Below are 26,143 nucleotides of genomic sequence, written 5' to 3' on the forward strand. Positions count from 1 at the left end.
GATCGCTTGTTCGCACGCGAAGGACATGTTCTCCCACATTCAGGATACAGCACATTCGCTTGCTCCGTACGCGCTAAGGTCCACTTCGGCATGGATTAACTTTGCAGAGTCGCTTTAGTTCGACTTATTGAGCTGTCCCTGATGTAACTGATAGTAGAATCCTTGTTGCTTCATCAACTCATCATGGTTGCCCCGTTCAGCGATCTGTCCATCATCAATGACGAGAATCTGATCGGCTTCACGAATCGTGCTCAGTCTGTGGGCGATGACAAAGCTGGTACGGTCTTTCATTAAAGTGCGCATCGCTTCCTGAATGTGCATCTCCGTGCGCGTATCAATGCTACTCGTTGCTTCATCCAGAATAAGAATGGCCGGATCAGCCAGAATTGCCCGGGCAATGGTCAGCAGTTGTCGTTGTCCCTGACTCAGGTTGCTTCCCCCGGAAATGATGGGGGTGTCGTAACCTTGTGACAGTTTTCGGATGAACGAATGTGCATTCGCCAGCTCAGCCGCTTGCCTGATCTGTTCATCGGTTGCGTCGGGCTTGCCGTAGGCGAGATTGTCGCGAATGGTACCCGAGAACAGGTAGGCATCCTGAAGTACAATGCCGAGTTGCCGACGGAGTTGATCCTTCTCCAGTTCCGAGATGTTACATCCATCGATGGTAATCCGTCCGCCTGTAATCTCGTAGAAACGGGGTAACAGGTTGATAATGGTCGTTTTGCCTGCGCCGGTGGGTCCAACAAGTGCAATCATCTCCCCAGGTTTTGCAGTAAAACTGACCTTCTTCAAAATGTCTCGCTCCGCACTGTATCCGAAAGAGACGTCTTCAAATACCACTTTACCTTGAATCTGGTCCAGTTGTTTCTTCTGTTCCTCTACGTATTCGCTAGGCGTATCCATAATGTGAAACACACGTTCAGCACCTGCAATTGCAGCCTGAATCAGATTGTACTGATTGGCCAGATCGTTGAGCGGCCGCTCAATCTGGCGGGAGTAAGCGAGAAAGCTGACGATCAGTCCGATGGACGTCATTTCATGATAAGCCATCCATCCACCTACAGAAGCCAGTATGGCAAACCCGATATTATTCATCACGTTCATCGTAGGTCCAACCAAACCCGAAACGGTCTGGGCCTGTGTGCTGGAAGTGCGCAGTTTCTCGTTCAAATTCTCAAAATGTTGATGTGCCTGATCCTGACGGTTATAAGCCGCTACGACTTTTTGTCCAGCAATGGTTTCCTGAGCATACCCATTAAGCTCACCAAGCAATTTCTGCTGGGCTGTGAAGTGTTTACGTGTTCTTGACGCGATCAGGCGAGTGGCGATGGTAATCAACGGTACAGTCACCAGACTGAGCAGGGTAAGCCGTACATCAAGTGCAAACATGATCGACAAGGAACCAACGAGCAGGATGGCACTGGACATCAATTGGGTTACGCTTTGATTCAGCGTTGTAGATACGTTATCGATATCATTGGTCGCCCGGCTCATGAGATCCCCGCTTTGATTTTTATCAAAAAAATGGACAGGCAGCTCTTGTAGTCGGGAGAACAATGCATGTCGCAGATCCTTAACGGTCAGTTGGGACACACCAATCATGACATAGGATTGAGCCCACATCAGGAGTGAGCCAAGGACATACACACTCAGCAAAAGAAGACATTCCTTCAGCAAACCCGCTGTTACTTTGGGCACAATATGTTCGTTTACGGCGCGGCCGAGAAGGTAAGGTCCTGCCAGATTGAGCAGTGTTCCAAGAGCCGTCAGCACTAATGCAGCGATAACTCCTTTGCGATGACGTCCCATGTACGACCATACCCGAATCAGGGCGTGGCGAGCATTTTTGGCTCTGACTTTGGGAACAGGTCCTCTGCCCGCTGGTCCGGGTCTTCCGATGGGAGGCACGACCGTTTGTTGTATGGAGGAAGATGCAGGTTTAGCCAAATTGAACATCCTCCTTCCGTTGCTGCGAATAATAGATGGCTTGATAGTGTGATGAATGAGCCATAAGGTCATCATGTGTGCCTCTGGCAACGATCTGTCCTTCATCAATGACATATATACAGTCTGCATCCTTCACGGAGGAGATCCGCTGTGCAATCAAAAAGGTCGTGCTGTCTTTCATCAAGGACTGCAAAGCCTTCTGAATGCTCGCTTCCGTACGCAGATCAACAGCACTGGTGCTATCATCCAGAATCAGTACTTCCGGTCGCATGAGCAGGGCGCGTGCAATGGATATCCGCTGTTTCTGTCCACCGGACAGATTGACCCCGCGTTGACCCAGCTCCGTGTCATACCCATCTTTCAGTTTCATAATAAAATCATCCGCTGCCGCAGCTTGTGCCGCAGCACGCAATTCAGCATCCGTTGCACCGGGCCGGCCGAAGCAAATGTTATCCCGGATGCTGCCGCTGAACAGGATGGATTCCTGTAGCACAATGGACACACGGCTGCGAAGATCCTGAAGATCCCAGTGGCGAACGTTCACTCCATTCACGAGCACTTCACCCTGCGAAGCATCGTATAGACGGGGAATCAGCTGCACCAGCGAGGTTTTGCCTGAACCTGTTGAACCGATCAGGGCCACTTTCTCACCCGGGCGAGCCTTCAGGTTAATGTCAGTGAGTGCATGGTCTCCGTCATAACGGAAAGATACGTCTCTGAACTCCACTTGACCGCCTGTGTGGGAGGGAAGAGAAGACGTTTGGTTTCGGGACTGATCACGAGTAGACGGGGATGACTGTACATTCCCGGAGTTATCGGTTCCCGATTGAATATCCGGCTGTGTATGTAACACCTCGTTGATCCGTGCAGCAGATACCTTGGCACGGGAGAAACTCATCATCATCATGCCGATCGACGTGAGGGACGAGAGTACAACCGTGACATAGTTGATAAAAGCAATCAGATCTCCGGCAGCAATATCGCCTCCGACTACCTGGAAACCTCCAAACCACAGCACCGCTACAATGGTAGCGTTCAGCATCAGGCTGAGTACGGGTGCATTCAGTGTGACAATACGCCAGGCTTTGACGGCAGTTGAGGTGTAATCTTCATTGGATTGTTTGAACCGCTTTTTCTCCAGACGCGCACGTGCAAACGCCTTGACGACACGAATGCCGGCAAGATTCTCCTGAAGCACAGCGTTGACCTGATCAAGCTTGCTCTGCACACTGGCGAACAGCGGATAGGAAGCTTTTATCAGAATAAATAAAATAATAAACAGCACCGGTACAGTTGCAATAAGAATCAAAGCTAGCTTTACACTGATCGTAAACGCCATGATGATACTACCGATGATTAGCATTGGTGAACGGATAAACATCCGTAGCAGCATCTGTACAAAGGTCTGCATCTGGGTAATGTCACTGGTCAGACGAGTGATCAGAGATCCTTCCTGAAACGTATCCAGATTGCGGAAGGAGAAGGTTTGAATATGGTCAAACAGTTCTTGGCGCAGATCTGTGCCGTATCCAACGGCAGCTTTACTTGAATAGAGTGTACAGCCTGCGCCGCCAACCCAGCCGATTAACGCAACAAGTAGCATGATCAGACCTGTAGTCACGATATGGGGCAGATTCCCTGCAAGTACACCATCATCCACGATGCTGGACATCAGCTTGGGCTGGAGCAGGTCCATGGTAACCTCAAGTACCATGAGCAGCGGGGCGACGATTGCCGCCGACTTATACGGGGTCAAGAATCGTTTTAACGTCCACAATAGGGAATCACCTCAATCTTCATAGCATAAGTGAATCAATTTCATAATACCTTTAGCTGCTTCAATCGCGAATCTGCATCACCTCAAGATTCACGCAGGTTTTGGAGCATACGATGTGCAAGTGCAGACATGATCTCGGATTCTTCCGGTGTAAAATCTTTCTGGGCTTGCTGTTCCAATTTCTGAATCACTTCTCTCAATTCTTGTAGCGCGGAGCGCCCCTGATCCGTCAGGTATACCCGCAGACTGCGCATATCTTTTGGGTCTGCTTCACGTCTCACATAACCGGATGATTCCATGCGCTTGAGCATCACGGTTACCGTTGCGGGACTGCGCTGAAGTTGTTTGGCCAGGTTTTTCTGGGATTGGCCATCTTCCCGTTCAAGCTGGAACAGCAAAGGGGGCTGCCCCGGGTATAACTCGGGGTGGTTCACAAGTTTCTCATGAACCTTGTAGCGTTTCAGTTTCACGAGTTCGGATAGCTGTCCCATTAACCGATCATTTTGGACTGGGTTCATATCATCTACTCCATTTCTACCTTCATTCCATCTTCTCGGTACTGAAAACCAGACTTTTTGAACATGCACATTTAGTTAGTCGACTAAATAAATCTTAAGTTTGATTTGAAATATCGTCAAGTGAATGTCGTTAATTTTGGATTTAAGGTATTTCCAGGTCGATTGGCTGGAAAGTAAACAAGTAAAATAGATAAGAAAAAAACAAAAACCTCTGCTTTGAGCGGAAGAGAGTATGATAACTAACTCTGTTCCGGTCTCTAAGAGAGGTTTTTTGGTATTGTGACACGTTAAGTGTGGAGTGTAAGGAAAATCATTTTTTGGAGAACATTTCTTTGGCTTCATCCATGGCCATTTTATTACCGATCGATGAATAATCCAGCCAAGGTTGTGCGCCAATCGTGTAGACATGGCCGGCTTTGACTGCTTTCAGACCTTGCCAGATCGGATTGTTTTGCAGCTCCTTGAACATGGTCTGGGCTTCATCATCCGAATTCACAACTACAAAGATCACATCTGCATCATAGTCCGGCAATATTTCACGAGAGACGACTTGATACGGTTTAGTCGAATCGATATCTGTGATCCCTTTGGCAGGAGTCAGACCGAGATCCTCATACAAAATGGGACCCATGGGACGGCGTGTACTGAATACACGTAATTCTTTAGCAGTAACACGGATTGCCATCACAGTCCCATCACCAATCGTGTCATGAATCAGAGATTTCACTTCTTCCGTTTCGGTTGCGTAGTCCTGAATGTATTGCTCGGCTTCCTTCTCGCGATTTACGAGTTTGCCAATGTCTTTCAGATGGTCGCGCCATGTACCGTCATCCAGATTGAAGACATGCACCGGAGCAATTTTTTCGAATTTGGCAATATCACCACCGGAGAATTCTTCGTCCAGATAGATCACATCGGGTTTCAGGGCAAGCAAAGCTTCCATATCCGGGTCTTTAACCGGACCAAGTGGCGTTGTATTTTGAAGTTGATCAGCAACATGGGACAGGAAACCTTTGGCTTCGCCACCGATAACGGAACCAACCGGAGTAATGCCGAGAGACAGCAGATCATTGGTCAGATGGATCGACATGGAGGCAATACGTTGCTCTCCCGAACTTGCACTGTTGTCTTGATTCTTGGTTGAAGTATCCGTGGACGAACCACCAGAAGCAGATGATGAATTATTGGTCGTTCCACAGGCTGCAAGCACAAGCACCAGACAGATACTCATGACAAGCATAAGATTTTTCTTTAACATGGGTAATCACATTCTCCTTGAACATCTCTTGGATGTCTTAATTGTTTTTTTGAAAAAAAGATCACTTGCTTCGTACTAACAGGTACAAAAAGTAAGGTGCACCAATCGCAGCAACCACCACGCCTGCCGGAATGGCATTAGGCTGAAAGATCGTTCGCCCGATTGTATCGGCGGTCACCAGAATAACCATACCGATGAGTCCGGCAGCAGGGATCAGATGCCTATGCATCGGACCGACAAGCCTACGCGCCAGATGCGGCGCTGCCAGACCGATAAAGCCGATTCCACCAGCCATGGATACACTGACGGCAGACAAGGCCACGGCACAGAGCAGCAAAATAACACGCTGGGATCGAACAGGCGTCCCAATACTGGTTGCGGCAGCATCACCAAGGTTGAAGGCATCAAGCGTTTTGGATCGACTCCAGATGTACGAGATACATAACACCACCCAAGGAAGCAAAGCTTGTACATGAATCCAATCCCGGCCCCAGACGCTTCCTGCCAACCAGCGAGCGGCAAAGGAATAGGTGTCTTCATCCAGACGCAGGGAAAGGTAGAGTGTCAACGCATGGAACCCGGCCGCTACCGCGATTCCCACCAGAATCAGCTTAATGGGTGATACGCCGTTGTGCCGATCATAAGATAACAGCATGATGATCAGGGCGGCAGCAACACTGCCTGCAAAAGCAAACAACGGGATCAGCAAGGCCACAGAACCATCCATCGTAAAGGAGAGACTAACAAACACCATTAGTCCAAATGCAGCCCCTGCATGTAATCCCAGAATGCCCGGGTCCGCCAATGGATTGCGGGTGATCCCTTGCAAGGCTGCTCCGGCAATACCAAGTCCTGCTCCGGCCAGTACAGTTACCAGGATGCGAGGCAGTCGGTAATCAAACAGTACAATCTGATCATCCGAACTGCCATTACCAAACAAAGTCTGTAACACAGCCGCTGGGGAGAGACGAATGGTTCCCGTGTTCAGGCTGATCACAATAACGGCAATGGCGATACAGAGCAGCGTGATACTGACGACTATCGAACGTTTACCTCGTGAAGGTGTATTAAAATTCATCGCTACAAGGCCCTCCTTTCTTTACGGGCCAGATAGAGGAAGAAAGGTACACCGACAAAAGCGACCATAATGCCTACCGCGAGCTCCTCGGGCGGGTTCACGATGCGTGAGCCCAGATCAGCGAGCACCAGTAATATCGCTCCAAGCAGAGAAGACATCGGAATGATGAGTCGATAATCCACACCCACCAGTTTGCGTGAGATATGAGGGATGACAAGTCCGACAAATCCAATCGAGCCTACTGCCGACACGGACACACCAGCCAGCACAACAACCGCTGCGAGGGCGAGAAACCTCGTCCAGCGCAAGTTAATCCCGAGATTAATCGCTACTTCTTCACCGAGTGACATAAGGGATACACGCCGGGCGAGTGGCATGATCAGTACCAGCGTCACGAGCAGCACGGGAAGGATTAACTTCAGATGCCGCCATTCTATTCCGCCAAAACCTCCCGCATACCAGAAGGCCAGATCCTGACTCAGGTCAAAATAAATGGCAACACCTGTGCTGAGCGAGGTTAACATGGCTGCAATAACCGCTCCGGCAACGGTCAGTCTGATGGAATTCAGACCACCAGGTGCTGCCATTCCAAGCAGGAAGATAAGCAGTGTGCCCAGAACAGCTCCCACGAATGATAAAAACATAATCCAGCCGTATGGCAGTCCGGGCCAAAAGGCAAAGCTCAGTGCTACGACAAAAGTGGCTCCAGCATTAATGCCCAGAATGCCCGTGTCTGCCAGCGGATTACGCGTAATGCCTTGCATTAAAGCTCCTGCAACGGCAAAGGCAGCGCCGATAATAACCGCGGCAAGGACACGAGGCAGCCGCAGCTCATGAATAATCTGATGTGGTGTCAAAGCTGGGTTGTACTGAAATATGGCAGCCCATACGGTTTCCAGCGTTAGCCCTTTGGCACCTAAAGAGATTGCGACAAACATACTTAGCAGCAGTATGGCTATGGCAGACAAAAACGTCAGCCCAACGGTCACTGCAGATTTTCTTGAATTAGACGGACGATGTGGCAGTCCCGGATGTTGAATACGGGTCACTCCTTTGGTACCAACAACGTATTTCATTGTTATTGATTATCATTATCAATTAGTGATCATTATAGAATCTTAATTCAGGCCCGTACATGGCATAAATTAAGATTCTGGAGATGGACATTTTTTAGATTACAAAAGTGAAGGTTTGTTCGTCAACATAGAGAGCGCTTCATCGAGCTGGATGTTGATGGAATATGGAGCATATACGACCCATGAATTCCAGTCGATGAGATGTACACGTCCGTTTTTTACCGCAGGATGGCTGTTCCACAGTGGATTCGAAGCCATCTCTTTCAACAGTGTTGCCTTTTCATGCATAGAATTAATCGCCAGTACCAGCACATCTGCCTCCAGTCCGTCCCATTCTCCTGGTGTGAAGGGCAGCCAGTTGAATCCAACGCCGGGAGATTTGCCAGCCAGTTCGGTTTGAATGCGCTGAGGAGCGGCCAATTGCAAGGTTCGATAAAAGACATGTCCAAAGTTCCGATGGCTGTACATCCGTGGACCTTTAGGTGTTAACGTGCCAACGGCAACGGTGATGTCCCCGACGAATTCCTTGATTTTTTTGCGTGCACGCTCTGCCTTGCGTTCATGTCGATCCAGCCAATCTGTGGCTGCCTGGGTACGATCCACAATGGATGCAATCTGATGCAGATGACCAAAGACGTCTGTCTGGTTCCAGGCAATCGTAATGATGGGCGCGACATCGCCAATATGCTCCATCGCTTTGGCAGCTGCATTGTCCTTGGTCAGAATCAATTCAGGATTCACATCCAGGAAAGCCTGACGTCCCTGTTCCCAAGGTTCATAGGCGTGGAAGGGCAGCGTCAGCGATTTGGGCATATGAGGAAGATGGCCTTGGATCTGAGCTGCGCATGGCGTGATGCCAAGTGTCATCAGGTGGTCCGTGTATGGATAGGAGAGCGACACGATATTTCGGTGGACCTGCTTCGAATAGGAAGTTGGCGCATAACCGGCATGGTTTCGGAAACGTCGGCTGAAATAAAATTCGTCACGGTAACCCACTTTACGAGCCACATCACGGATACGCAGATCGGAAGTGAGCAGCAATTCCTTGGCCCGGTTCATACGCAGATGAGTGATGTACTCAATCGGATTTTTCTGCATGCGGCTCTTGAATAGCTGCGAGTAATAGGACGGGTGCATGTCAGCCAGTTCAGCCAGCTTCTCCAGCTTGATCTCGTGCATATAGTTTTCGCGCATGTATTGCAGGGTGGACCTGAGCCACTGTTCGGGTTCATCCTGCCCAGCCCCCACGTCAGTCTGGTCTTCTTGAGGCCAGAGCATATGTAACAGTTCCGTCAGGAAGAGCTGTGCTTTCAAGCCCCTTTCCAAACCTTCATTGCTTAATTGTGTAAGCTGTGCGGCAATGCGCTGTATACCGTAAAATGGGCCCTGAATCCAGCCTGTAACAGGTGAACTGAGCTCACGTTCGTAGATTCGTCTGGCTTTTGTTTTCTCCGTAGCCCGATACATATCAAAGTGAATGATATACAGTTCAATATCATGGTCTTCATCACTAAACAGTTCAATTGCAGTTCCTGGTAGGGACAGAAAAGCTGATTTGCGAACCACGTGAGATTTGATTCCATTCATGATCAGTTGGCCTGTGAATTTGTGCATGTATATGAAGGTATGATGAGCTAACTCAGTTGTGGACCAGCGCCATTTCTCACGGGTTATAATATGTTCTGCCTGACGAAGTTCGATCAGGGTATCATTCAAGAATGTATCCAGGTCTGCTCGGATTGAGGATTCCTTTTCTGAATTGGGACTCGTCTGCTGGTGCAACGTGTGTGGATTCATGCCGCTGTGGGCGGTAGCGGGGATGGTAGTCATGTTGCTATGCGACCTCCTCTCTTTGGAACAGTTTAGGTAATAATTGAATCTGGAACGTACCATATTTTCTCGGACCTGAACGTCTATTGATACGTTTGGCATGATGTAGTGAATACTGGCTGCCTTGTCAAAAGCACGTTTGCAGTATAGCCAGATGTTTTATGAATAGCACAGGGTATATGATCCCGTTATCAGATGTGATCGATAGTTTAACCAGATTGTCGCTTTTACAAGTATGTTTACGGACAAGACTTCTTGGCCCTAGTCTGCTGATAATCTTAGCAAATCTACTGGAGAATTGAAATGTACACAGATATGTTCGAGGCCCTGATGAGCTTGAAGTCTATTGAAAGCACATAATCGAAATCGTTTTCTGACGTAAGCGTTTCTTTTTGGTAAAATAAAGGGGATAACATGTTGGCCTGATCTGAATCATGAACCTTTTCAACTCAAATTGCAGTAGGGAGGCTTTAATATGACAGAAGTAGTGGGACGGGACAAAGTACGCTGGGGCATTATGGGCACGGGATGGATTGCATCCCAGTTTGCAAGGGATCTGGAGCATGCGGGAAACGCTGTGAAAGCAGCGGTAGGTTCACGGACAGCGGGAAGTGCGGAGAAGTTTGCAGCTGAATATGGTTTTGCACGCGCTTACGGTTCTTATGAAGAGATGCTGCAAGATCCTGAGGTAGATATTATCTATGTGGCAACACCTCACCCTGTGCATAAGGAGAATGTAGTGGCTTGTCTGGAGGCAGGTAAAGCGGTGCTCTGTGAAAAGCCATTTACGATGAATGCACGTCAGTTGGAGCAACTGGTGGAGACGGCACGGGAGCGTAACCTTTTCCTGATGGAAGGGATGTGGACACGCTTTTTGCCACCGATCGCTCAAGCCAGAGCATGGATTGCAGAAGGACGAATTGGTGAAGTACGTTTGCTCCAGGCAGACTTTGGATTCCGTGTCGGCTGGGAGCCGGAAGGAAGGTTGCTTAATCCGGATCTGGGTGGAGGCGCATTGTTGGATGCAGGGGTGTACCCGATCTCCTTTGCATCGATGATCTTTGGCGAACAGCCCCAGCATGTATGGAGTACAGCCAATATCGGTGAGACGGGTGTGGACGAGCAATTTTCCGTGTTGTTGTCCTATTCCGAGGGACGTTCTGCATCACTGAGTGCTGCCATTCGTCTGAACCTTAGCAATGAAGCGGTCATATACGGTACGGAAGGCAAGATTCGTCTTCCTTTATTCTTGGCGGGTAAAGAAGCCTATCTGCATGTGAATGGTCAGGACGAGCCGGAGAAGTTCACGGATGATCGAACATGTATTGGTTATGCTTTTGAGGCAGAAGAAGCGGGACGTTGTATCCTCGAAGGTCGGATGGAGAGCAACACCATTAAACTGGACGAATCCTTGGAAATCATGAAGCTGATGGACACGATTCGGGGCCAGTGGGGATTACGTTACAAATCGGAGTAAACAGACAGGAGCTGACGTGTGATGGTGAAGATTCTGATATCCGGGTTTGAACCTTTTGGCGGGGATGCGGTGAATCCGACGGGGGTATTAATGGATGCTCTTGCAAACGAAGTGATCGAGGGTGCTGAGCTAAAAACAGTACTGTTGCCCGTGCACTTCGATGAATGTGCAGACCTGCTGATCGCAGAGATGGAAGCCTATCGGCCAGATGTCGTTATCGCCTGTGGGCTGGCCAAGGGCAGAACATCCATCACACCGGAGCGGATCGCCGTGAATGTCAAAGATATTCCGCCAGGCTCCTACGCGGATAACCAAGGACAGCGTCCTATGGACGAGCCAATTGTAGATGGCAGCCCGGACGGTTTGTTCTCCACGTTGCCCATACGTGCCATGGTGAATGACATGTCCGCAGCGGGTATTCCAGCTACCGTGTCCAATACAGCAGGTACATATATCTGCAACAACACAATGTATCGAATACTGGATTATATTCGAGTAGGGCAACTTCCAATCCGTGCCGGATTTGTACACTTTCCCGCCTCCACAGAGATGGCGGTGTTGCAACCTTCCGTCCCTTCGCTGCCTATTCCCATGATGCTGGATGCGCTGCGGATCATGATCCGTACGGTTGTGGCTGATTCGTAGGGGATGGTTGCGATCGTTCGGCTGCGGTTGCAGCAGATCGTAGGCGATGGTTGGTTGGATTCGTAGACCGCAGTTGTGAGAGGGAGAGTAGTGAGTTGGGGTGATGGAGGTACAGTAGGGTTCAAGATGACGTGGAGAGCGTGTAGTTGCATGGTTTTTGTCTGCTTCGATCTTGGGTTGAGCAGAGTGTTAGATATGAGTATAAATATGAAGTTGAATATAAAGTGAAAAAAAGAGCTGTCCCATCGTCATAAGTCTGACGTTAGGGGACAGCTCTTTCTATTTCGTGTGTCATGTGTCATGTGTAGTGTAGTCCAACATGGTTAGTGAGGTCACTAGTTTGCAGCAAGTATCTTGATGAAAGTTTTTTGCCTAGGTAAAAAATAGACTCTAAAACCGCAAACCGCAAACCGCAAACCGCAAACCGCAAACCCGAAACCCGGTAAGGCTTATATAACTTTTGCTGGAAAGTAGGGAATCAGCTAAATAGGTACAGGGGAGTTTAAAAGACGGACTCCGATTCGTGCCCTCCTGAATACGACCTTTACTACCCCTAAGTAACTAAGCTCTTAAGAAACAAGACGCAAGGACACCAGCATCACCCTGGCTAGCTAAGTGGTTTGTATCCACGAAAACCCCGAATAGACTTCTACGAAGCTTACTCCTCAGAACACCTTGGAACGGACTCAAACGAACCGAGCACACGCTATTCGCCGAGAATCCGCACACACCAATTTCTAACGAATCGTAGGATCGTTATTGGGTGGAATGAAGCGAATTTGTTGGTGATATGACCGATTTCTAACTGAATAGAGTGTCTGGGATTCGTTAGAATTTTCGTAGCATGATATTTGGCTAAATAAGGTGCACTGGGTTCGTAAGAGAAAAAAACTGCGAATTTGTAGCACCCTAAGTCTACTTTTACAAACCATTTAAAGTTCGAATACCTAGGATAGGCTTCTACGAAGCTTGCTCCTCAGAACGCTTTGGGACGGACTCAACGAATCGAGCACACGCTATTCGCCGAAAATCCGCACATACCAATTTCTGACGAATCGTAGGATCGTTATTGTGTGAAATTAAGCGAGTTGGTCGACGATATGAACGAATTCTAGCCGAATACGGTGTCTGAGATTCTTTAGAATTCTCATACCACGTTATTCGGCTAAATAAGTTGTGCTGTGTTCTTTAGATATAGAGCGAAGTGAAACTAACTCAAATTAAATCAAAGTTAGATTCGCAACAGATCAAGGTCGAACTCGGGAACGAGTCCTTCTTTTATGGCGCGGCCAAGCAGTGCAGTGATTGCACCGTAACCATCATCACCCAGGTTGGCGCTGAATTCATTAACATACAGGCCGATATGCTGTGCAGCTACATCAGGGTCCATTTCTTGCGCATGTTCCATAACGTATGCTCTCGACTCATCCGGGTGCGCCCATGCATATTCAACGGAGGCGCGTGCCCATCCGGCGAGGGCGTGAGCATCCATGTCGCGACGTGCGATGATCGCCCCAAGTGGAATTGGTAGGCCTGTGTCGCTTTCCCACCAGTTCCCGAGATCTGTCATTAGTTTGAGATCATAATTCTGGTACGTGAAGCGTGCTTCATGGATGACAAGTCCGGCATCGATCTTGCCGTCACGAACAGCAGGCATGATCTGGTCGAATGGCATGACAACAATCTCGCCTACACCGCCAGGAACATTTTGCGCTGCCCACAGACGGAATAATAGATATGCTGTCGAGCGTTCACTTGGCACAGCAACCCGTCGTCCAGACAGATATGCTGGATCGGTCGTGCCATTTGCGGTCAGAACCAAAGGACCACAGCCTCTGCCAAGTGCGCCTCCAGCAGGAAGCAGAGCATAGTCAGATAACACGTATGGCAGTGCTGCATAAGATATTTTCATCACTTCAGGTGTATTGGGTCCATCCGGATTTGCTGCCAGACCATTGGTAATATCAATATCAGCATAACGGACATCCAGCTTAGGTGCGCCCGGGATTAACCCGTGCACCCACGCGTGAAAGATAAATGTATCGTTTGGACAAGGGGAAAATGCAATTTTCATGATGTAATAACCTCCCGTAAAATGGAACTTGCAGCCTGAAGCGCATCAAGGGCATCCTTGATGCGCCAAGCGTCGCGGTCGCGTGGACCGACCGCGTTGGATATGGCCCGCAGTTCGAGTGCTGGCACGCCGAACTGCTGGGCAGCTGTTGCCACGCCGAAGCCTTCCATGCCTTCGGCGGCGGCATCGGGCACGCGGCGCAATAGCTCCGCGGCCGTCTCCGCTGTTCCGGTCGCCGTAGACACGGTGACCGCAGTGCCTCCGCTGACAGCGAGCCCAGCCCGCTTCAGCTCATGGCGCAGGCGAGCGGCAAGCTCTGCGTCCGCCGCCACAATGGACGAGCCGAATCCGAGCTCGTCCACACTAAGGAAGCCGTCTGGCGTCTGCGAGCCCAGATCGGCAGCAACCATGGCGTCGGCTACCACGAGGGAGCCGACGCCTGCCCGGCCGGGGAACCCGCCGCCGATGCCGGCACTGATCACCAGCATGTAGGCTGGTGATCCGGCTCCGGCAAGGGGCCCCGGCCCATCCGATGTGGCAGATGCCTGTGCCACATCGGATGGGCTTGGCGCAGTGGAACCCTGCGCCAACGCCCTAGTGCTCGCAGCCGCTACGGCATATGCCAATGTAGCGGCTGTTCCTGCTGCGGCCGAGGCTGGGCCAACGCCAGCAGCGATGACGTCAAATCGTTCCGCGGCCGTATTTCCCAAACCACGGAGGACCGCATCTTTCTCCGCATCAACCGCGGTTACAATTAACACACGTTGTGATGAATTTGCTTTTACCGGACTAGTATCTGAAGTCGTTGTTGCCCCGCTTAATTCTCCCTGTTGGTCACTAGTCTCGAATGAGGCGTTCGCTTTATTATTCTGATCTTTATCCTGTCTATGTTCATTCATCTCGGATTCTCCTTATGAGGTATTAGAAGTGTAACATATGCCTCCATAGTATCTTTCTTACAGCAAGCTTCTAGTTACACTTCTTAGGGTTACTACTTACTTCTATATTTTCGTGTAGATGTATAGTTCTGCTTATATAAATGGAATTCGGGCATATATTTGTCCACTACCAAGGGACATTTATCTTAATTTTGTCTTTCAAAGAGTGGACACTTTTTCTAAAAAGATACTATATCCATCCAGGAATATGAAACACTACATATAGATGTTTTCGGATATAAAATTAAAAATGATCTATATGTAGAATATCAATTCCGAAGTGCTTTCTCATGTCCGTGTCCACCCTTTGAAAGACATATCTACAATATGTATGCTCAGTGCGGACAGCTCGAGTTGGCCCTCCAAACGAACAGATAAACGATTGAAAAGGCTGGAGTCTGCCCGACCCATCCAACGCGAATCATATATAGCCTTAGGATTTTAGACCAACAAGCCAAATGAATAACGGGCCCAGTCTACACTCGACCACTGCATAGTAGCTTATTTGTGCAAACCCGAATTTAAAGCAAATACACAGTTTTGCTAGCTCTGATATAGCTGACCACTTTCCGACCTACCGTTTGTGCAGACAATAGATCTATAACGCGAGACAACACAACACAACTAACGCAAAACAGACCTAACAATCAATCAGGTTAAACGCGCACAAAAAGTAACAAAGATAAAGTGATTATTGAACAATATTTCATCTCCATCATAACGGAAGGGGAAAGACCTGAACAACCTTTGCATGTAATTCTGTCAAAAGCGGTCAAGCAAAGGTTGCGGGTAGCCGTCTCACTTCGAGTAGCCACATCTAGCCACATCGCTTCAGATAGCCGTTTTGCCTCACTTTATGTGAACGCCACCCTGATCGAGCCCCGTCGTAAGCCAGAATGAACCTGCTTCCAAAAATTATATATGTCATTTAAACCATATAATCTTTCTTTATTAACGTACTCCCAATAAAACAAGAAGTCAAAGTCAACAGTTGACAATCTGATTTAACTGTATTAATAATAGTAGTACAGTTAATACACCTAAGAGTTGAATATGAAGGCTCTACAGCAGTACAGCTTAGGTTGTATCTTTTTTACACCCAGATAACTACACATACACCTCAGATACAGTCATTTAAAACCCATAGGTTATTTCACACATTTACAGAAAGGAGGTGCGGGATGTTCGAATTAGATGTACGCAGCCGTAAGGCGATCTACGAGCAACTAGTGGACAAAGTCAAAGAAATGATCGTATACGGTATTCTAAAGCCTGACGAGCAGCTTCCTTCCGTTCGTGCGTTATCCACGCAGCTGACCGTGAATCCAAATACGATTCAGAAAGCGTATCGTGAGCTTGAACGTGAAGGTTACATTTATTCTTTGCAGGGAAAAGGGAGCTTCGTATCATCGTCAGTGGAACATCCGAATGAAGCCATGAGAGATGAGATCAGAGAGTCTCTGGTGAAGTTGATTGCAGAAGCTTCGTATTCCGGTTTGACCAAAGCGGATATGACGCTTTTGTTTGAGGAAGCGATGGCCCGTATAGAGAAGGAGGAGCCTCATGATTGAGCTGAATCAAGTCGTCAAAGCATTTGAACAGGAAAAGGCAGTGGATGGCGTAACGATGCACATACATAAGGGGTCGATCTATGGTTTGCTCGGTTCCAACGGGGCAGGCAAGACATCGCTGCTCAAAATGATGGCTGGTATTTACCGTCAGGACAGCGGGACTGTTCGTATCGAAGATAATGAGATTTATGAAAATATGGATCTCAAAGGCCGCACAATCTTTATGGCCGATTCGCCCTACTTTTTCCCGCAATCTTCAATAACTCAGATGGCTGCATTTTATCGTTCGGTATATCCACGCTGGAATGAGGAGCGGTTCAAGCAACTGGCTACCGTGTTCAAACTGGATGTAAAACGCAAGCTGCATCGCATGTCCAAAGGCATGCGCCGTCAGGCAGCCGTATGGCTGGGACTTAGCTGTATGCCTGAAGTGCTGCTGATGGATGAGCCAATTGATGGCCTTGACCCGGTCATGCGTCAGCAGATCAAAAACTTGCTGTTCCAGGAAGCAGCTGAGCGTCAGGTAACCATTGTCATCTCGTCCCACAACTTGCGTGAGATCGAAGATCTGTGTGACCATGTGGCGATTATGCACAAAGGCCGAATTATTGTAGAGAAGGATCTTGATGATCTGAAGGCCGATACGCATAAAATCCAAGTCGCTTTCCGCCACCCGGACCATGCCAAAGCCATGGATGAGCAGATTGATATTTTACATGAAGAGAAACGGGGAAGTGTATCCCTGTACATTGTCAAAGGCAACCGACAACAGGTAACGGATCAATTCCGTATACATGATCCGTATCTGCTGGATGTACTGCCTTTGACGCTCGAAGAAATCTTTATTTACGAAATGGAGGACGCAGGGTATGATATTCAACCGATTGTTCTGTAACCGGGGCATCCTGATCCAAAATTTCAGACAGCATGGATGGATAGGCATTTTATTTCTCATCACATTGTTGTTCTCACTTCCGTTATATATCGCTACCGAGTACAGAGATGTGCCACAGCAGATTACAAGTTTGTTTCAGGCCAATGGTGAAGTGCAGATTTTGTTCGCTATCACACTGCCCGTAGCGGCTGGAATCTTTCTTTTTCGGTACATTCAATCTGGTGCACCTTCGGATCTGTTCCATAGTTTGCCGTTACGTCGTAAACATCTATTAACGATTAATCTGTTGACCGGATATGCCATGATCCTGATTCCAATCTGGATTACAACTGCGATTACCGGCTGGGTATGGGCGGTACTGGATCAACCTGCGTTTTTGTTCGATGGCAGTACAATCTGGATGTGGGGCTTGAGCATGAGTATCTACTCGCTATTTATGTTCATGCTAACTGTAGCGGTCGGCATGTGTATTGGTCAATCTGTATTGCAGGGACTCACCGTGTACGCACTCGTCTTGTTACCTGTAGTCGTATGGTTCATTATGTCACTTCATCTCCAGCATTATTTGCTCGGATATGCTTTTGAAGAAGTGGGCTTTAATGCGGAGAAACTCTCACTTGTCCTGCGTGTGGGTTCGATCAGTAACCTCCCTGTAATCCGTCTGGAGTTAATTATCTATGCTATATTTGCAATCCTGTTTATTCCTCTAACCTATTTACTTTATGCGAAGAGACAGGTTGAATCTGCTACTCAAGCAGTTACGTTTAAACTTATAAAACCTATATTCCGCTTTGGATTGATGTTTACATTGGTTCTGATTGGCGGAGGTTACTTTACAATGATTGCTCCAAGAGGATCAGCTGGATGGGGAATCTTCGGATATATCCTCGGCGGAATTGTAGGTTATATCGTTGCCGAGATGATTATTCGCAAAACATGGCTGATCTGGAGCAGCAGGCTGCTACCCAAGCTGATTCTATATGGTATCATCGCTGGTCTGATACTGTACGTACCTATTGCCGACTGGAATGGATACGCCGCTCGAGTGCCTGAAATGAGCAAGGTGAACAGCATCAAGCTTGGTGGGGAGAGTTATACCTACAGTAACGGTGTCACTCAGAAAAAGGACGATACTCACCTCTATTCTAATGATCCGGAATACATGGGGGCAGTTATCGCTCTTCATCAAAAAATTGTGGATTCCGATCTTCCTTTACTGGATGATCCGATTAATACAGGTATGCGTAATGATGAGTCTATATTAATTAACTACAAGCTGGATAACGGCAAAGTGATGAAACGTAAATACTACATTCCAGAAGCCGAATTCCATCAGGAATTAAAGGCTCTGAAACAGTCCCAGGATTACAAAAGAGTCGCCTTTGAAACGTATAAGCTGGATGAAGATGCGTTAAGTTTCGGTATTCGTTCTGCCATAAGTTCATACCGGAAGGTTTATATTAGCAATCCGGAGCAAGTCCGTGAGTTCAAAGCATTGTTGAAGCAGGACATTTTGGATCAGACCTATGAAGAACAGCGCTCCCCGTGGCAGTCGTTTGCTTACGCGGAGATGAATCAGGACTCTACTTCGAAAGATCCATTTCAACCGAGGGAGATGTGGAATTATGAGATCAAACCTAGCTATGATCGGGTATTGGCTTGGCTGAAGGAGAACAAGTTATACGACCAGTTGCTTGTCCAGGCAGATGAGATTGTCTCCGCTCAGTTTGCGAAACAGGAGATTAACAGTCCGGGTTCGCTTCAGTGGACTACTCCGCAGCCAGAATATATTGATGGAAATCTAAGTGGTAACAAACAGATAGCGACTAAAAACAAAGAAATCATTAATGATTTGCTCAAACGTCAACGGTCTGGTTATCTAACAGAGAATGATACCATCTATCAGATCAAGTTGAATGTAAATCGTGGCGAGAACATCTATATGATGCTGAAAGAAGAGGATTTGACCGAGGAAATGAAAGCTATTTTGGTCAATCAATAAGCTGGGCTGTATCAGTTGTTAACTATAAGCGGGAAGGGTTCTCCCGTTGATCAAAGGTTTGATATTAGTACAGTGAGACCAGATATACTTGACCAGATCCAATGAATGGAATATATTAGAAAAAGGAAAGGTTCGAGCGACTCGTTCAATCGAATCTCATATGGAACGGCTTATGAGGGAAGCACCCGTAAGAGCAGGCAAATGCCTGACTTGCGGGTGCTTTTTTTGTCGTTCGCTTATTTTGTTGCGATTCTGCTAAATATTTTAGAAGAAAGGGTGTAGGGACGGATGCATACAGAAGCGTGGAAGGAAACGATAAATGAACAGGAGGTAATGGTATGTTGTTCCCTATTGGAACGATCAAGCGAAACTGACTTCTTAGATCATCCTGGCTTGATGGAAGGAAAGAAGGGTCGACAGCATATCAAAGATATAGCTTTAATGGAGACGAGTGACATTCTATTCCCTTCTCCAATAGCAGGTAGCCATAGTCACATGATGGAACAAAGTAACGTCCGGCGTCGTCAATTGCCATCGATGACTCATCTTATTTTTGGATCACGCCTGCTTATAGGGCTTGTAATTCTTTTCAGCGCAGGCACGATCTATTTTGCTTCTTCAGTGGAGGCTGCGGGCATAGATCTTGGCGTAACCGCGCAAAAAGCATGGGATTCTGTTTTGAACAAAGCTGATGCACAAACCAAGTTAACGTTGAAGCAAGCGTACGAGAAAGTGGGGAACTGGAAGGCTCAAGAGCAGGTTTGGGAACAAAAAATAAAGACACTTCATGCCGCCAATACCGCGGAATTGGAGCGATTACGTGTGAAAATAAGACAAACCGATGATGCGAAGGTCGCAGCTCTAGCTGAAAAGGTAAAGCAAACCCAATCCCGATATGAACCACTATTCGCCCTCTATAGTTCAGTCAATAGACAGTTGGATGCAGCCAAAGCCATCAAAAATAAGGAATGGAGTGCAGCGATCCGCACACAGGCAGAGACGTTGAGACCCGTTGTGAAGCTTGCCAGAGAAGACATCCGGATCAAGAAAAAGGAACTTGCTGAAGCACGTAAACGGAAGAGCGCTGAAATAAAACGTTTACGAGCTATGCTAGCAGGGGCCGACTCCGCGAAGAAACAGATTCAAACGGCTAAAAAACAGGCGAGTCTGGCAAAAGAACGATATTCCAAAGCTCTACAACAGTTCAAACAGAGTACAAAACAAAGCCAAACGTCACGTGTACTCAGCTCATTGAACACCTTGGCGTCTGTAGCAGAGAAGTGGGCAGGAACAAAACAAAGTATTCATACACTGGAGCAAAACGTATCCACTACGTATGTGAAAGTCAGACAGGAAATCGCCAAGAGACCCAAATAAGAGGAAACCCGGTCCTCTCTGCAACGTACACAACTTTAGATGTAAAGACGCTTCGATGATGATGGAACGAGGTGAAGCTATTGCAGTCCAAGTTGGAAACGAAACGTACGGGGGCAAAAGGTTTTAAACGTAAACGTTACTGGATTCCCAGCGTTGTACTAATTTTGATCATAGGTTTTATTGGGATTGGTACACAATGGACACCCAAAATAACGGTATTTTTATTAAAATCATTAATTGAAACTGCTAATACAGACACAAATAGCAAGGACACTATGCTCTCGGGTGGGATAACTCGTGTTGCGGATGTGCCCTATGCAGACGAAGGTCGTAATGACAGTACAATGGATATCTATTATCCTTCCGTAACATCAGAACCTTTGCCTGTCGTGCTGTGGGTTCATGGTGGTGGATGGGTCTTGGGGGACAAAGCGGACATCACAGATTATGCCGTACAATTAGCCAAACAGGGCTACGTTGTTGTCAGTATGAATTATGCGCTCGCACCGGATACGAAATATCCCATTCCCGTGGTTCAGACGAATCAGGCTTTGACTTACGTGAAGAACCATGCCAGTGAATTTCAGGGTGACCCGAAAAACATATTTCTCGCAGGCAATTCGGCAGGTGCCCAGATTGCAAGTCAGACCGCGGCAGTGGTGACCAATCCATCCCTCGCCAAGCTGATGAATATAACGCCAACCACCCAGCCGGAAGAGTTACGCGGGGTCCTTTTATTCTGTGGACCTTACAATCTGAGCACGGTAGCGGAAACGGGATTTCCGCTCATACGGACATTTCTCTGGTCATATACCGGAGTCAAAACATTTGAAGAGTACCCGCGTCTGGATGAAATGTCTACCGTGTTTCAGGCCACAACAGAATATCCACCTGCCTTTATTACCTCAGGCAATGATGACCCGTTGACCAGTCAATCGATTGAGCTGGCACAAGTATTGAAGCGCCTTGATGTTGAGGTGGAAACCTTGTTTTTCTCAAACTCATCCGAGAAGCTGGGACATGATTATCAATTTGATCTGGAGAGTGACGCTGGACAACAGGCGATACATTCGGCAGTACGATTCATGCAACAGTATAGTCGATGAGCAGACAAGTCTGTGGTACACTCGAAGCAAATGAGCGCGCAGGAGGAGAAGTATGGCAGATAAAGAAGATTTGACCCGGTTCGGGGTGGCGTTTCCTACACCTCTAATTGAGCAGTTTGACCAGTATATTGAGGAACAGGGATACAAAAACCGATCTGAGGCTTTCCGTGATCTTGTTCGCAAAACATTACTGCAACCTTCTGCACTGCAATCCGATCAGGATGTGGCCGGCACCATTGTGATGGTCTACGATCACCACATCAGTGATCTTCCCATTCGTTTGATGGAGCTGCAGCACGAGGCGCATCATGACATCATTTCCAATATGCACGTGCATCTGAACCATGACCAATGTCTGGAGGTAATTGCCGTACGGGGTAACCTGGGACGATTGCGTCATTTGCATCAACAGATCCAGGTGCAAAAAGGGGTATTGTATGCGGAGCTCTCCGTGACTTATGTGGATGAACTCAACAAACTGGCTCATGCTCAGAGCAGCGGTCAGGATCACAATCCGAATCAAAGCCTGGATCATAACCACAGTGCGGGTCAGCATGGTCACAGTCATCATCATCGCTCTGCGGATTAAAACGAATTGCGAGTGTAATTTCTATGAAAATATAGCGAATCTAAAAAACAGACTATTGGTTAGATGCCAACCGTCTGTTTTTTTGTTTGTTATAATACCTGACTCTATAGAGCGCTACAAATGCTCGGTTAAAGAATTTTTTAATTATCAATTCTGAAATATGAAAAAATATGGATTACTAAGTTAACTTTGTTGACATATGATTTGTATTTTGTGCTACAATTCCTCTAAAAAGTAACACGAAAAAGTGTGTGCAGCACATATTTAGAGGGGGAACGACCATAATGGGCAGATTTTCATGGAGATGGGGAAAACGAAAAGGTAGAACAGGATTAGGGATCCTGCTTGTATGTTCTATTGGATTAACGGGTTGTGCACAGGGCACAGCACCAACAGCTTCATCAGCAGAGAATGGACAATCAGGAACAACCTCAACCAAAGACGAATTGGTGCTGGCTGTGGGCACTGAGCCGGAAGGTGGATTTGATCCGACAACTGGATGGGGGCAGTATGGTTCACCACTTTTCCAGAGTACCTTGCTGAAGCGAGATGCCAAGTTGCAACTGGTTAACGATCTGGCAACTACATATTCTGTTAGCGAAGATGGTCTGACCTGGACAGTTAAGCTTCGGGACGATGTGAAGTTTTCGGATGGGGAGCCTCTAACGGCTGAGGATGTGAAATTTACATTTGAAACAGCTGCCAAGAGTGGGTCCGTGATTGATTTGACCAATATGGCTGATGTGCAGGCATCCGACAATCGAACGGTCGTATTCACACTGAAGTCGCCGCAGTCCACATTCATCAGTCTGCTGACGACACTTGGCATTGTACCTGAACATGCCTATGGTGCTGATTATGCAGAACATCCGGTCGGATCAGGACCGTACAAGCTGGTTCAGTGGGACAAAGGACAACAGGCTATCGTTGAAGCCAATGAAGAATATTACGGTAACAAGTCTGCATTCCACAAACTCACCTTCCTCTATCTGGATGAAGATGCTGCCTATGCTGCTGCACAGGCAGGTACGGTGGATATTGCTGCTATTCCGGCAGCGTTTAGCAAACAACAGGTGAGTGGCATGACATTAGAGGCTGTGAAAACCGTAGATAACCGGGGCATCATGTTTCCGATGCAGCCTGCTGGTGCCAAGTCCGGCGATGGTCTTCCCGCAGGAAATGATGTGACATCCGATCTGGCGATTCGCCAAGCGGTGAATGTCGTGATTGATCGTAAGGCTTTGGTTGAGGGCGTACTGGAAGGGTACGGTCGTCCGTCTTATTCCGTCAGTGATGATCTGCCTTGGAGCAATGCAGAAGCTGTATTTACAGATGCCAATCTAGAAGAAGCAAAGCGCATTCTGGCGTCTGGTGGCTGGGGGGATGCGGATGGTGATGGTATCGTCGAGAAAAACGGCGTTAAGGCCGAGTTCAATCTGCTTTATTTTGCAGGGGATTTAACAAGACAATCTCTGGCACTGGCTGCTGCGGATATGGTTGCCCCGGCGGGAATTAAAATCAATGTGGAAGGCAAAAGCCGTGAAGAGACGAAAAAGATGGCTTACTCCAACGCTGTATTGTTTGGTTGGGGCAGTCATGATCCTCTGGAAACCTATAATCTCTATAGCAGCACTCATAAAGGAGAAGGGTATTACAATGTGGGATTGTACAGTAATCCTGTCGTGGATTCTTGGATGGACAAAGCCCTTCAGGCAACCAGTGAGGAAGATGCATTGCCGTTCTGGCAGAAAGCCGAATGGGATGGAACAACAGGTTTCAGTTATCAGGGTGATGCGCCATGGGCATGGCTCGTAAATATAGATCATCTGTATCTGGTTACGAATGGACTGAACATTGGCGAGCAGCAGATCCATCCCCATGGTCACGGCTGGCCGGTGACAACCAATCTGGAGGAATGGTCCTGGGATAACAGTACAAAGTAGGAAACGTAGCGGTAGCATTAGCCTGAATTGGGGAGAGATTGGATGACAGGCAGGAATGGATGGGCCAGATTTGTTGGTTTTAAAATGTTGCGACTCGTATCTTTATTGGTCGGAGTCAGTGTGTTGTCTTTTATATTAATGCAATTCTCTCCTGTTGATCCGATCGAAGCCTACATTGGTGGAGACATGATTAGAGTAAGTGCCGAACAGCGCAGTCTTATCGAAGAACGGTGGGGATTGAATGAATCCCCTACAGAACGATTGCTCACTTGGGGACAAGCGCTTATTCAGGGAGATCTGGGAACTTCGATGATCTACAGACAACCTGTAGCGGATATTATCCAGGAACGATTCATGAATTCTGTCGCACTTATGGCTGTAGCTTGGATAATATCCGGCATCATTGGTTTTACTCTTGGTGTAGTTGCTGCCATGAGACGGGATTCGAAGCTGGATCGCCTGATCTGTTGGTATTGTTATACGCTGGCCTCCACGCCGGTATTCTGGATTGCGCTGTTGTTGCTGATGGTATTTGGTGTGTGGCTTGGATGGCTTCCGGTTGGGCTTGGAGTACCCGCAGGTCTGTCGGCTGATCAGGTCACATGGGGAGATCGGGCTATTCATATGATTCTGCCAGCGTTGACCCTCAGCTTGACTGGGGTAGCTTCAATCGCTCTGCATACCCGGCAGAAGCTCACGGATGTGCTCGAGTCAGATTATATTTTGTTTGCGCGAGCGCGGGGTGAGCGTGGATTTCAGCTGTTCCGTCGACATGGGTTCAGACATGTTGTTTTACCAGCGATAACGCTACAGTTTGCTTCGTTCAGTGAACTGTTTGGTGGGGCTGTGCTTGCAGAGCAGGTATTTTCATACCCCGGCCTTGGTCAGGCAACGGTTCAGGCGGGGTTACGCGGTGATGTTCCACTGCTGCTCGGACTTGTGATGTGCAGTGCAATCTTTGTTTTTACAGGTAATATGGTGGCCGACATTCTGTATCGCATGATTGATCCGCGGATGAAGGAGGAGCTGATATCATGAAACAGACGGTAGAACGCTCCTCCGAGCAGACCCCAGAAACAGTCGAAGTGCAGAAAGTGAACACTGCAACTCAAGAGGCAAGGGGCAACATTAATCAGGGATTGCTACAAGCTGAGACTGGAAAAGGAACAGGAACAACACGCCAAACGAGAAGAAGGTACATGGGGGACAGAAACCAACATTTCCGAAATTCTCGCCAAAGAGCGGTGATCTGGGGAAGCCTTGCGGTGATCTGGATTGCCGTTGTGTGGTTGACGGGCAGGCTGCTTCCAGCTGGTTCCACGCTGACTTTATTAATGGATCGGAATTTGGCTCCAACCTGGGCGCATCCATTCGGCACGGATTGGCTCGGAAGAGATATGTTCATGCGTACGTTAAAAGGATTGGCGACCAGCATTCAAGTTGGATTACTTGCTGCATGTGGCGGTGGACTGATCGCACTGATGTTAGGTCTAGGGGCTGCTTCTAGCAAGGCTGCTGACCGAGTGATCTCGTGGATTATCGACTTGTTCCTCAGTGTGCCTCACCTGGTATCGCTGGTCATGCTGGCATTTGTATTCGGTGGAGGTTTGGTAGGAGTGGCAGCAGCAATTGCGCTGACTCACTGGCCGAATCTGGCCCGGATTGTAAGAGCGGAGATGATTCAATTGAAATCCGCAGAATACATTCAAATTTCACACAAGTTAGGCCAATCACGGTTACAGATTGCGGTGCAGCATATGCTGCCACACCTTGTTCCACAACTGTTCGTGGGCGTACTGCTAATCTTTCCCCATGCCATTTTGCATGAAGCAGCCATTACGTTTCTGGGGCTAGGGTTGTCCCCGCAGCAACCGGCAATCGGAATTATTTTGTCCGAATCGATGAGATATTTATCTGCTGGCATGTGGTGGCTCGCCTTTTTCCCGGGACTGGCATTGTTGCTGGTTGTTCGTGCGTTTGATGTATTGGGCAACAGTCTGAAGACGTTGACGGGTACAGGTAGTTCAAGGGAGGTGAGGTAA

Annotated in this window: 20 protein-coding genes; 11 read left to right on the forward strand and 9 right to left on the reverse strand. The window is 47.9% G+C overall.

Going from position 1 to position 26,143, the window contains the following annotated elements; translation table 11 throughout:
* Positions 1-114: 114 nt before the first annotated feature.
* From C170_RS03750 to C170_RS03780, 7 genes are all read right to left on the reverse strand, one after another.
* Positions 115-1,947 (reverse strand): ABC transporter ATP-binding protein, encoded by a 1,833-nt coding sequence (locus C170_RS03750; RefSeq protein WP_155985020.1) that lies wholly within the window; start codon positions 1,945-1,947, stop codon positions 115-117.
* Positions 1,940-3,724: an ABC transporter ATP-binding protein gene (locus C170_RS03755; protein WP_036606385.1), complete on the reverse strand. Its 1,785-nt coding sequence runs from the start codon at positions 3,722-3,724 to the stop codon at positions 1,940-1,942. The genes C170_RS03750 and C170_RS03755 overlap by 8 nt, the downstream gene beginning before the upstream one ends.
* 83 nt (positions 3,725-3,807) lie before the next feature.
* Positions 3,808-4,242, reverse strand: a complete 435-nt coding sequence (locus C170_RS03760) for a MarR family winged helix-turn-helix transcriptional regulator (RefSeq protein ID WP_036606386.1) — start codon at positions 4,240-4,242, stop codon at positions 3,808-3,810.
* A 310-nt stretch (positions 4,243-4,552) separates the two neighbouring features.
* Entirely contained in the window at positions 4,553-5,500 is a 948-nt protein-coding gene (locus C170_RS03765; RefSeq protein ID WP_036606387.1) for an iron-hydroxamate ABC transporter substrate-binding protein, read from the reverse strand.
* A gap of 61 nt (positions 5,501-5,561) precedes the next feature.
* A complete protein-coding gene (locus C170_RS03770; protein ID WP_036606388.1) occupies positions 5,562-6,578 on the reverse strand; it encodes a FecCD family ABC transporter permease in 1,017 nt (338 codons plus the stop codon).
* A gap of 2 nt (positions 6,579-6,580) precedes the next feature.
* The gene (locus tag C170_RS03775; protein WP_081745833.1) at positions 6,581-7,654 is read right to left on the reverse strand and encodes a FecCD family ABC transporter permease; all 1,074 of its coding nucleotides are present in this window, start codon (positions 7,652-7,654) and stop codon (positions 6,581-6,583) included.
* 99 nt (positions 7,655-7,753) lie between these two features.
* Positions 7,754-9,484 carry an AraC family transcriptional regulator gene (locus tag C170_RS03780; protein WP_036606389.1) on the reverse strand — a complete coding sequence of 577 codons (1,731 nt, stop codon included), beginning with the start codon at positions 9,482-9,484 and terminating at the stop codon, positions 7,754-7,756.
* A gap of 475 nt (positions 9,485-9,959) precedes the next feature.
* Between C170_RS03780 and C170_RS03785 the strand changes: the two genes are divergently transcribed.
* Complete coding sequence (locus C170_RS03785) at positions 9,960-10,961, forward strand: Gfo/Idh/MocA family protein (protein ID WP_036606390.1); 1,002 nt, start codon at positions 9,960-9,962, stop codon at positions 10,959-10,961.
* Between the two features lie 21 nt (positions 10,962-10,982).
* Positions 10,983-11,606 carry a pyroglutamyl-peptidase I gene (locus C170_RS03790; RefSeq protein ID WP_036606392.1) on the forward strand — a complete coding sequence of 208 codons (624 nt, stop codon included), beginning with the start codon at positions 10,983-10,985 and terminating at the stop codon, positions 11,604-11,606.
* Positions 11,607-12,837: 1,231 nt separating this feature from the next.
* Here the strand turns inward: C170_RS03790 and C170_RS03795 are convergent.
* Complete coding sequence (locus C170_RS03795; RefSeq protein ID WP_036606394.1) at positions 12,838-13,680, reverse strand: 1,4-dihydroxy-6-naphthoate synthase; 843 nt, start codon at positions 13,678-13,680, stop codon at positions 12,838-12,840.
* Positions 13,677-14,579 (reverse strand): futalosine hydrolase, encoded by a 903-nt coding sequence (locus tag C170_RS03800; RefSeq protein WP_036606396.1) that lies wholly within the window; start codon positions 14,577-14,579, stop codon positions 13,677-13,679. Before C170_RS03800 ends, C170_RS03795 begins: the two co-directional genes overlap by 4 nt.
* A gap of 1,220 nt (positions 14,580-15,799) precedes the next feature.
* Here C170_RS03800 and C170_RS03805 point away from each other — a divergent pair.
* From C170_RS03805 to C170_RS03845, 9 genes are all read left to right on the forward strand, one after another.
* Positions 15,800-16,189: a GntR family transcriptional regulator gene (locus C170_RS03805; protein WP_036606399.1), complete on the forward strand. Its 390-nt coding sequence runs from the start codon at positions 15,800-15,802 to the stop codon at positions 16,187-16,189.
* Positions 16,182-17,084, forward strand: coding sequence for an ABC transporter ATP-binding protein (locus C170_RS03810; RefSeq protein ID WP_036606401.1), 903 nt, complete (start codon positions 16,182-16,184; stop codon positions 17,082-17,084). The genes C170_RS03805 and C170_RS03810 overlap by 8 nt, the downstream gene beginning before the upstream one ends.
* Positions 17,059-19,086, forward strand: coding sequence for a hypothetical protein (locus C170_RS03815; RefSeq protein WP_036606403.1), 2,028 nt, complete (start codon positions 17,059-17,061; stop codon positions 19,084-19,086). Before C170_RS03810 ends, C170_RS03815 begins: the two co-directional genes overlap by 26 nt.
* A 495-nt stretch (positions 19,087-19,581) precedes the next feature.
* The gene (locus C170_RS03820) at positions 19,582-20,463 is read left to right on the forward strand and encodes a hypothetical protein (RefSeq protein WP_155985021.1); all 882 of its coding nucleotides are present in this window, start codon (positions 19,582-19,584) and stop codon (positions 20,461-20,463) included.
* Positions 20,464-20,543: 80 nt separating this feature from the next.
* Positions 20,544-21,569, forward strand: a complete 1,026-nt coding sequence (locus C170_RS03825) for an alpha/beta hydrolase (protein WP_051446987.1) — start codon at positions 20,544-20,546, stop codon at positions 21,567-21,569.
* Between the two features lie 52 nt (positions 21,570-21,621).
* Positions 21,622-22,158: a nickel-responsive transcriptional regulator NikR gene (gene nikR / locus C170_RS03830; protein ID WP_036606407.1), complete on the forward strand. Its 537-nt coding sequence runs from the start codon at positions 21,622-21,624 to the stop codon at positions 22,156-22,158.
* Positions 22,159-22,442: 284 nt separating this feature from the next.
* Positions 22,443-24,101 carry an ABC transporter substrate-binding protein gene (locus C170_RS03835; protein WP_036606414.1) on the forward strand — a complete coding sequence of 553 codons (1,659 nt, stop codon included), beginning with the start codon at positions 22,443-22,445 and terminating at the stop codon, positions 24,099-24,101.
* Positions 24,102-24,143: 42 nt separating this feature from the next.
* Entirely contained in the window at positions 24,144-25,139 is a 996-nt protein-coding gene (locus C170_RS03840; RefSeq protein ID WP_036606416.1) for an ABC transporter permease, read from the forward strand.
* A complete protein-coding gene (locus C170_RS03845; RefSeq protein ID WP_200868487.1) occupies positions 25,136-26,143 on the forward strand; it encodes an ABC transporter permease in 1,008 nt (335 codons plus the stop codon). The genes C170_RS03840 and C170_RS03845 overlap by 4 nt, the downstream gene beginning before the upstream one ends.

Origin of the sequence: Paenibacillus sp. FSL H7-689 (assembly GCF_000517905.1) — a bacterium.
GTDB lineage: Bacteria > Bacillota > Bacilli > Paenibacillales > Paenibacillaceae > Paenibacillus > Paenibacillus amylolyticus.

Excerpts from the sequence above, each read along its gene's own strand:
- C170_RS03760 (WP_036606386.1), bottom strand. The coding sequence starts at position 4,242 with ATGAACCCAGTCCAAAATGATCGGTTAATGGGACAGCTATCCGAACTC.
- C170_RS03765 (WP_036606387.1), bottom strand. The coding sequence starts at position 5,500 with ATGTTAAAGAAAAATCTTATGCTTGTCATGAGTATCTGTCTGGTGCTT.
- C170_RS03770 (WP_036606388.1), bottom strand. The coding sequence starts at position 6,578 with ATGAATTTTAATACACCTTCACGAGGTAAACGTTCGATAGTCGTCAGT.
- C170_RS03775 (WP_081745833.1), bottom strand. The coding sequence starts at position 7,654 with ATGAAATACGTTGTTGGTACCAAAGGAGTGACCCGTATTCAACATCCG.
- C170_RS03780 (WP_036606389.1), bottom strand. The coding sequence starts at position 9,484 with ATGACTACCATCCCCGCTACCGCCCACAGCGGCATGAATCCACACACG.
- C170_RS03785 (WP_036606390.1), top strand. The coding sequence starts at position 9,960 with ATGACAGAAGTAGTGGGACGGGACAAAGTACGCTGGGGCATTATGGGC.
- C170_RS03790 (WP_036606392.1), top strand. The coding sequence starts at position 10,983 with ATGGTGAAGATTCTGATATCCGGGTTTGAACCTTTTGGCGGGGATGCG.
- C170_RS03795 (WP_036606394.1), bottom strand. The coding sequence starts at position 13,680 with ATGAAAATTGCATTTTCCCCTTGTCCAAACGATACATTTATCTTTCAC.
- C170_RS03800 (WP_036606396.1), bottom strand. The coding sequence starts at position 14,579 with ATGAATGAACATAGACAGGATAAAGATCAGAATAATAAAGCGAACGCC.
- C170_RS03805 (WP_036606399.1), top strand. The coding sequence starts at position 15,800 with ATGTTCGAATTAGATGTACGCAGCCGTAAGGCGATCTACGAGCAACTA.
- C170_RS03810 (WP_036606401.1), top strand. The coding sequence starts at position 16,182 with ATGATTGAGCTGAATCAAGTCGTCAAAGCATTTGAACAGGAAAAGGCA.
- C170_RS03815 (WP_036606403.1), top strand. The coding sequence starts at position 17,059 with ATGATATTCAACCGATTGTTCTGTAACCGGGGCATCCTGATCCAAAAT.
- C170_RS03820 (WP_155985021.1), top strand. The coding sequence starts at position 19,582 with ATGATGGAACAAAGTAACGTCCGGCGTCGTCAATTGCCATCGATGACT.
- nikR (WP_036606407.1), top strand. The coding sequence starts at position 21,622 with ATGGCAGATAAAGAAGATTTGACCCGGTTCGGGGTGGCGTTTCCTACA.
- C170_RS03835 (WP_036606414.1), top strand. The coding sequence starts at position 22,443 with ATGGGCAGATTTTCATGGAGATGGGGAAAACGAAAAGGTAGAACAGGA.
- C170_RS03840 (WP_036606416.1), top strand. The coding sequence starts at position 24,144 with ATGACAGGCAGGAATGGATGGGCCAGATTTGTTGGTTTTAAAATGTTG.
- C170_RS03845 (WP_200868487.1), top strand. The coding sequence starts at position 25,136 with ATGAAACAGACGGTAGAACGCTCCTCCGAGCAGACCCCAGAAACAGTC.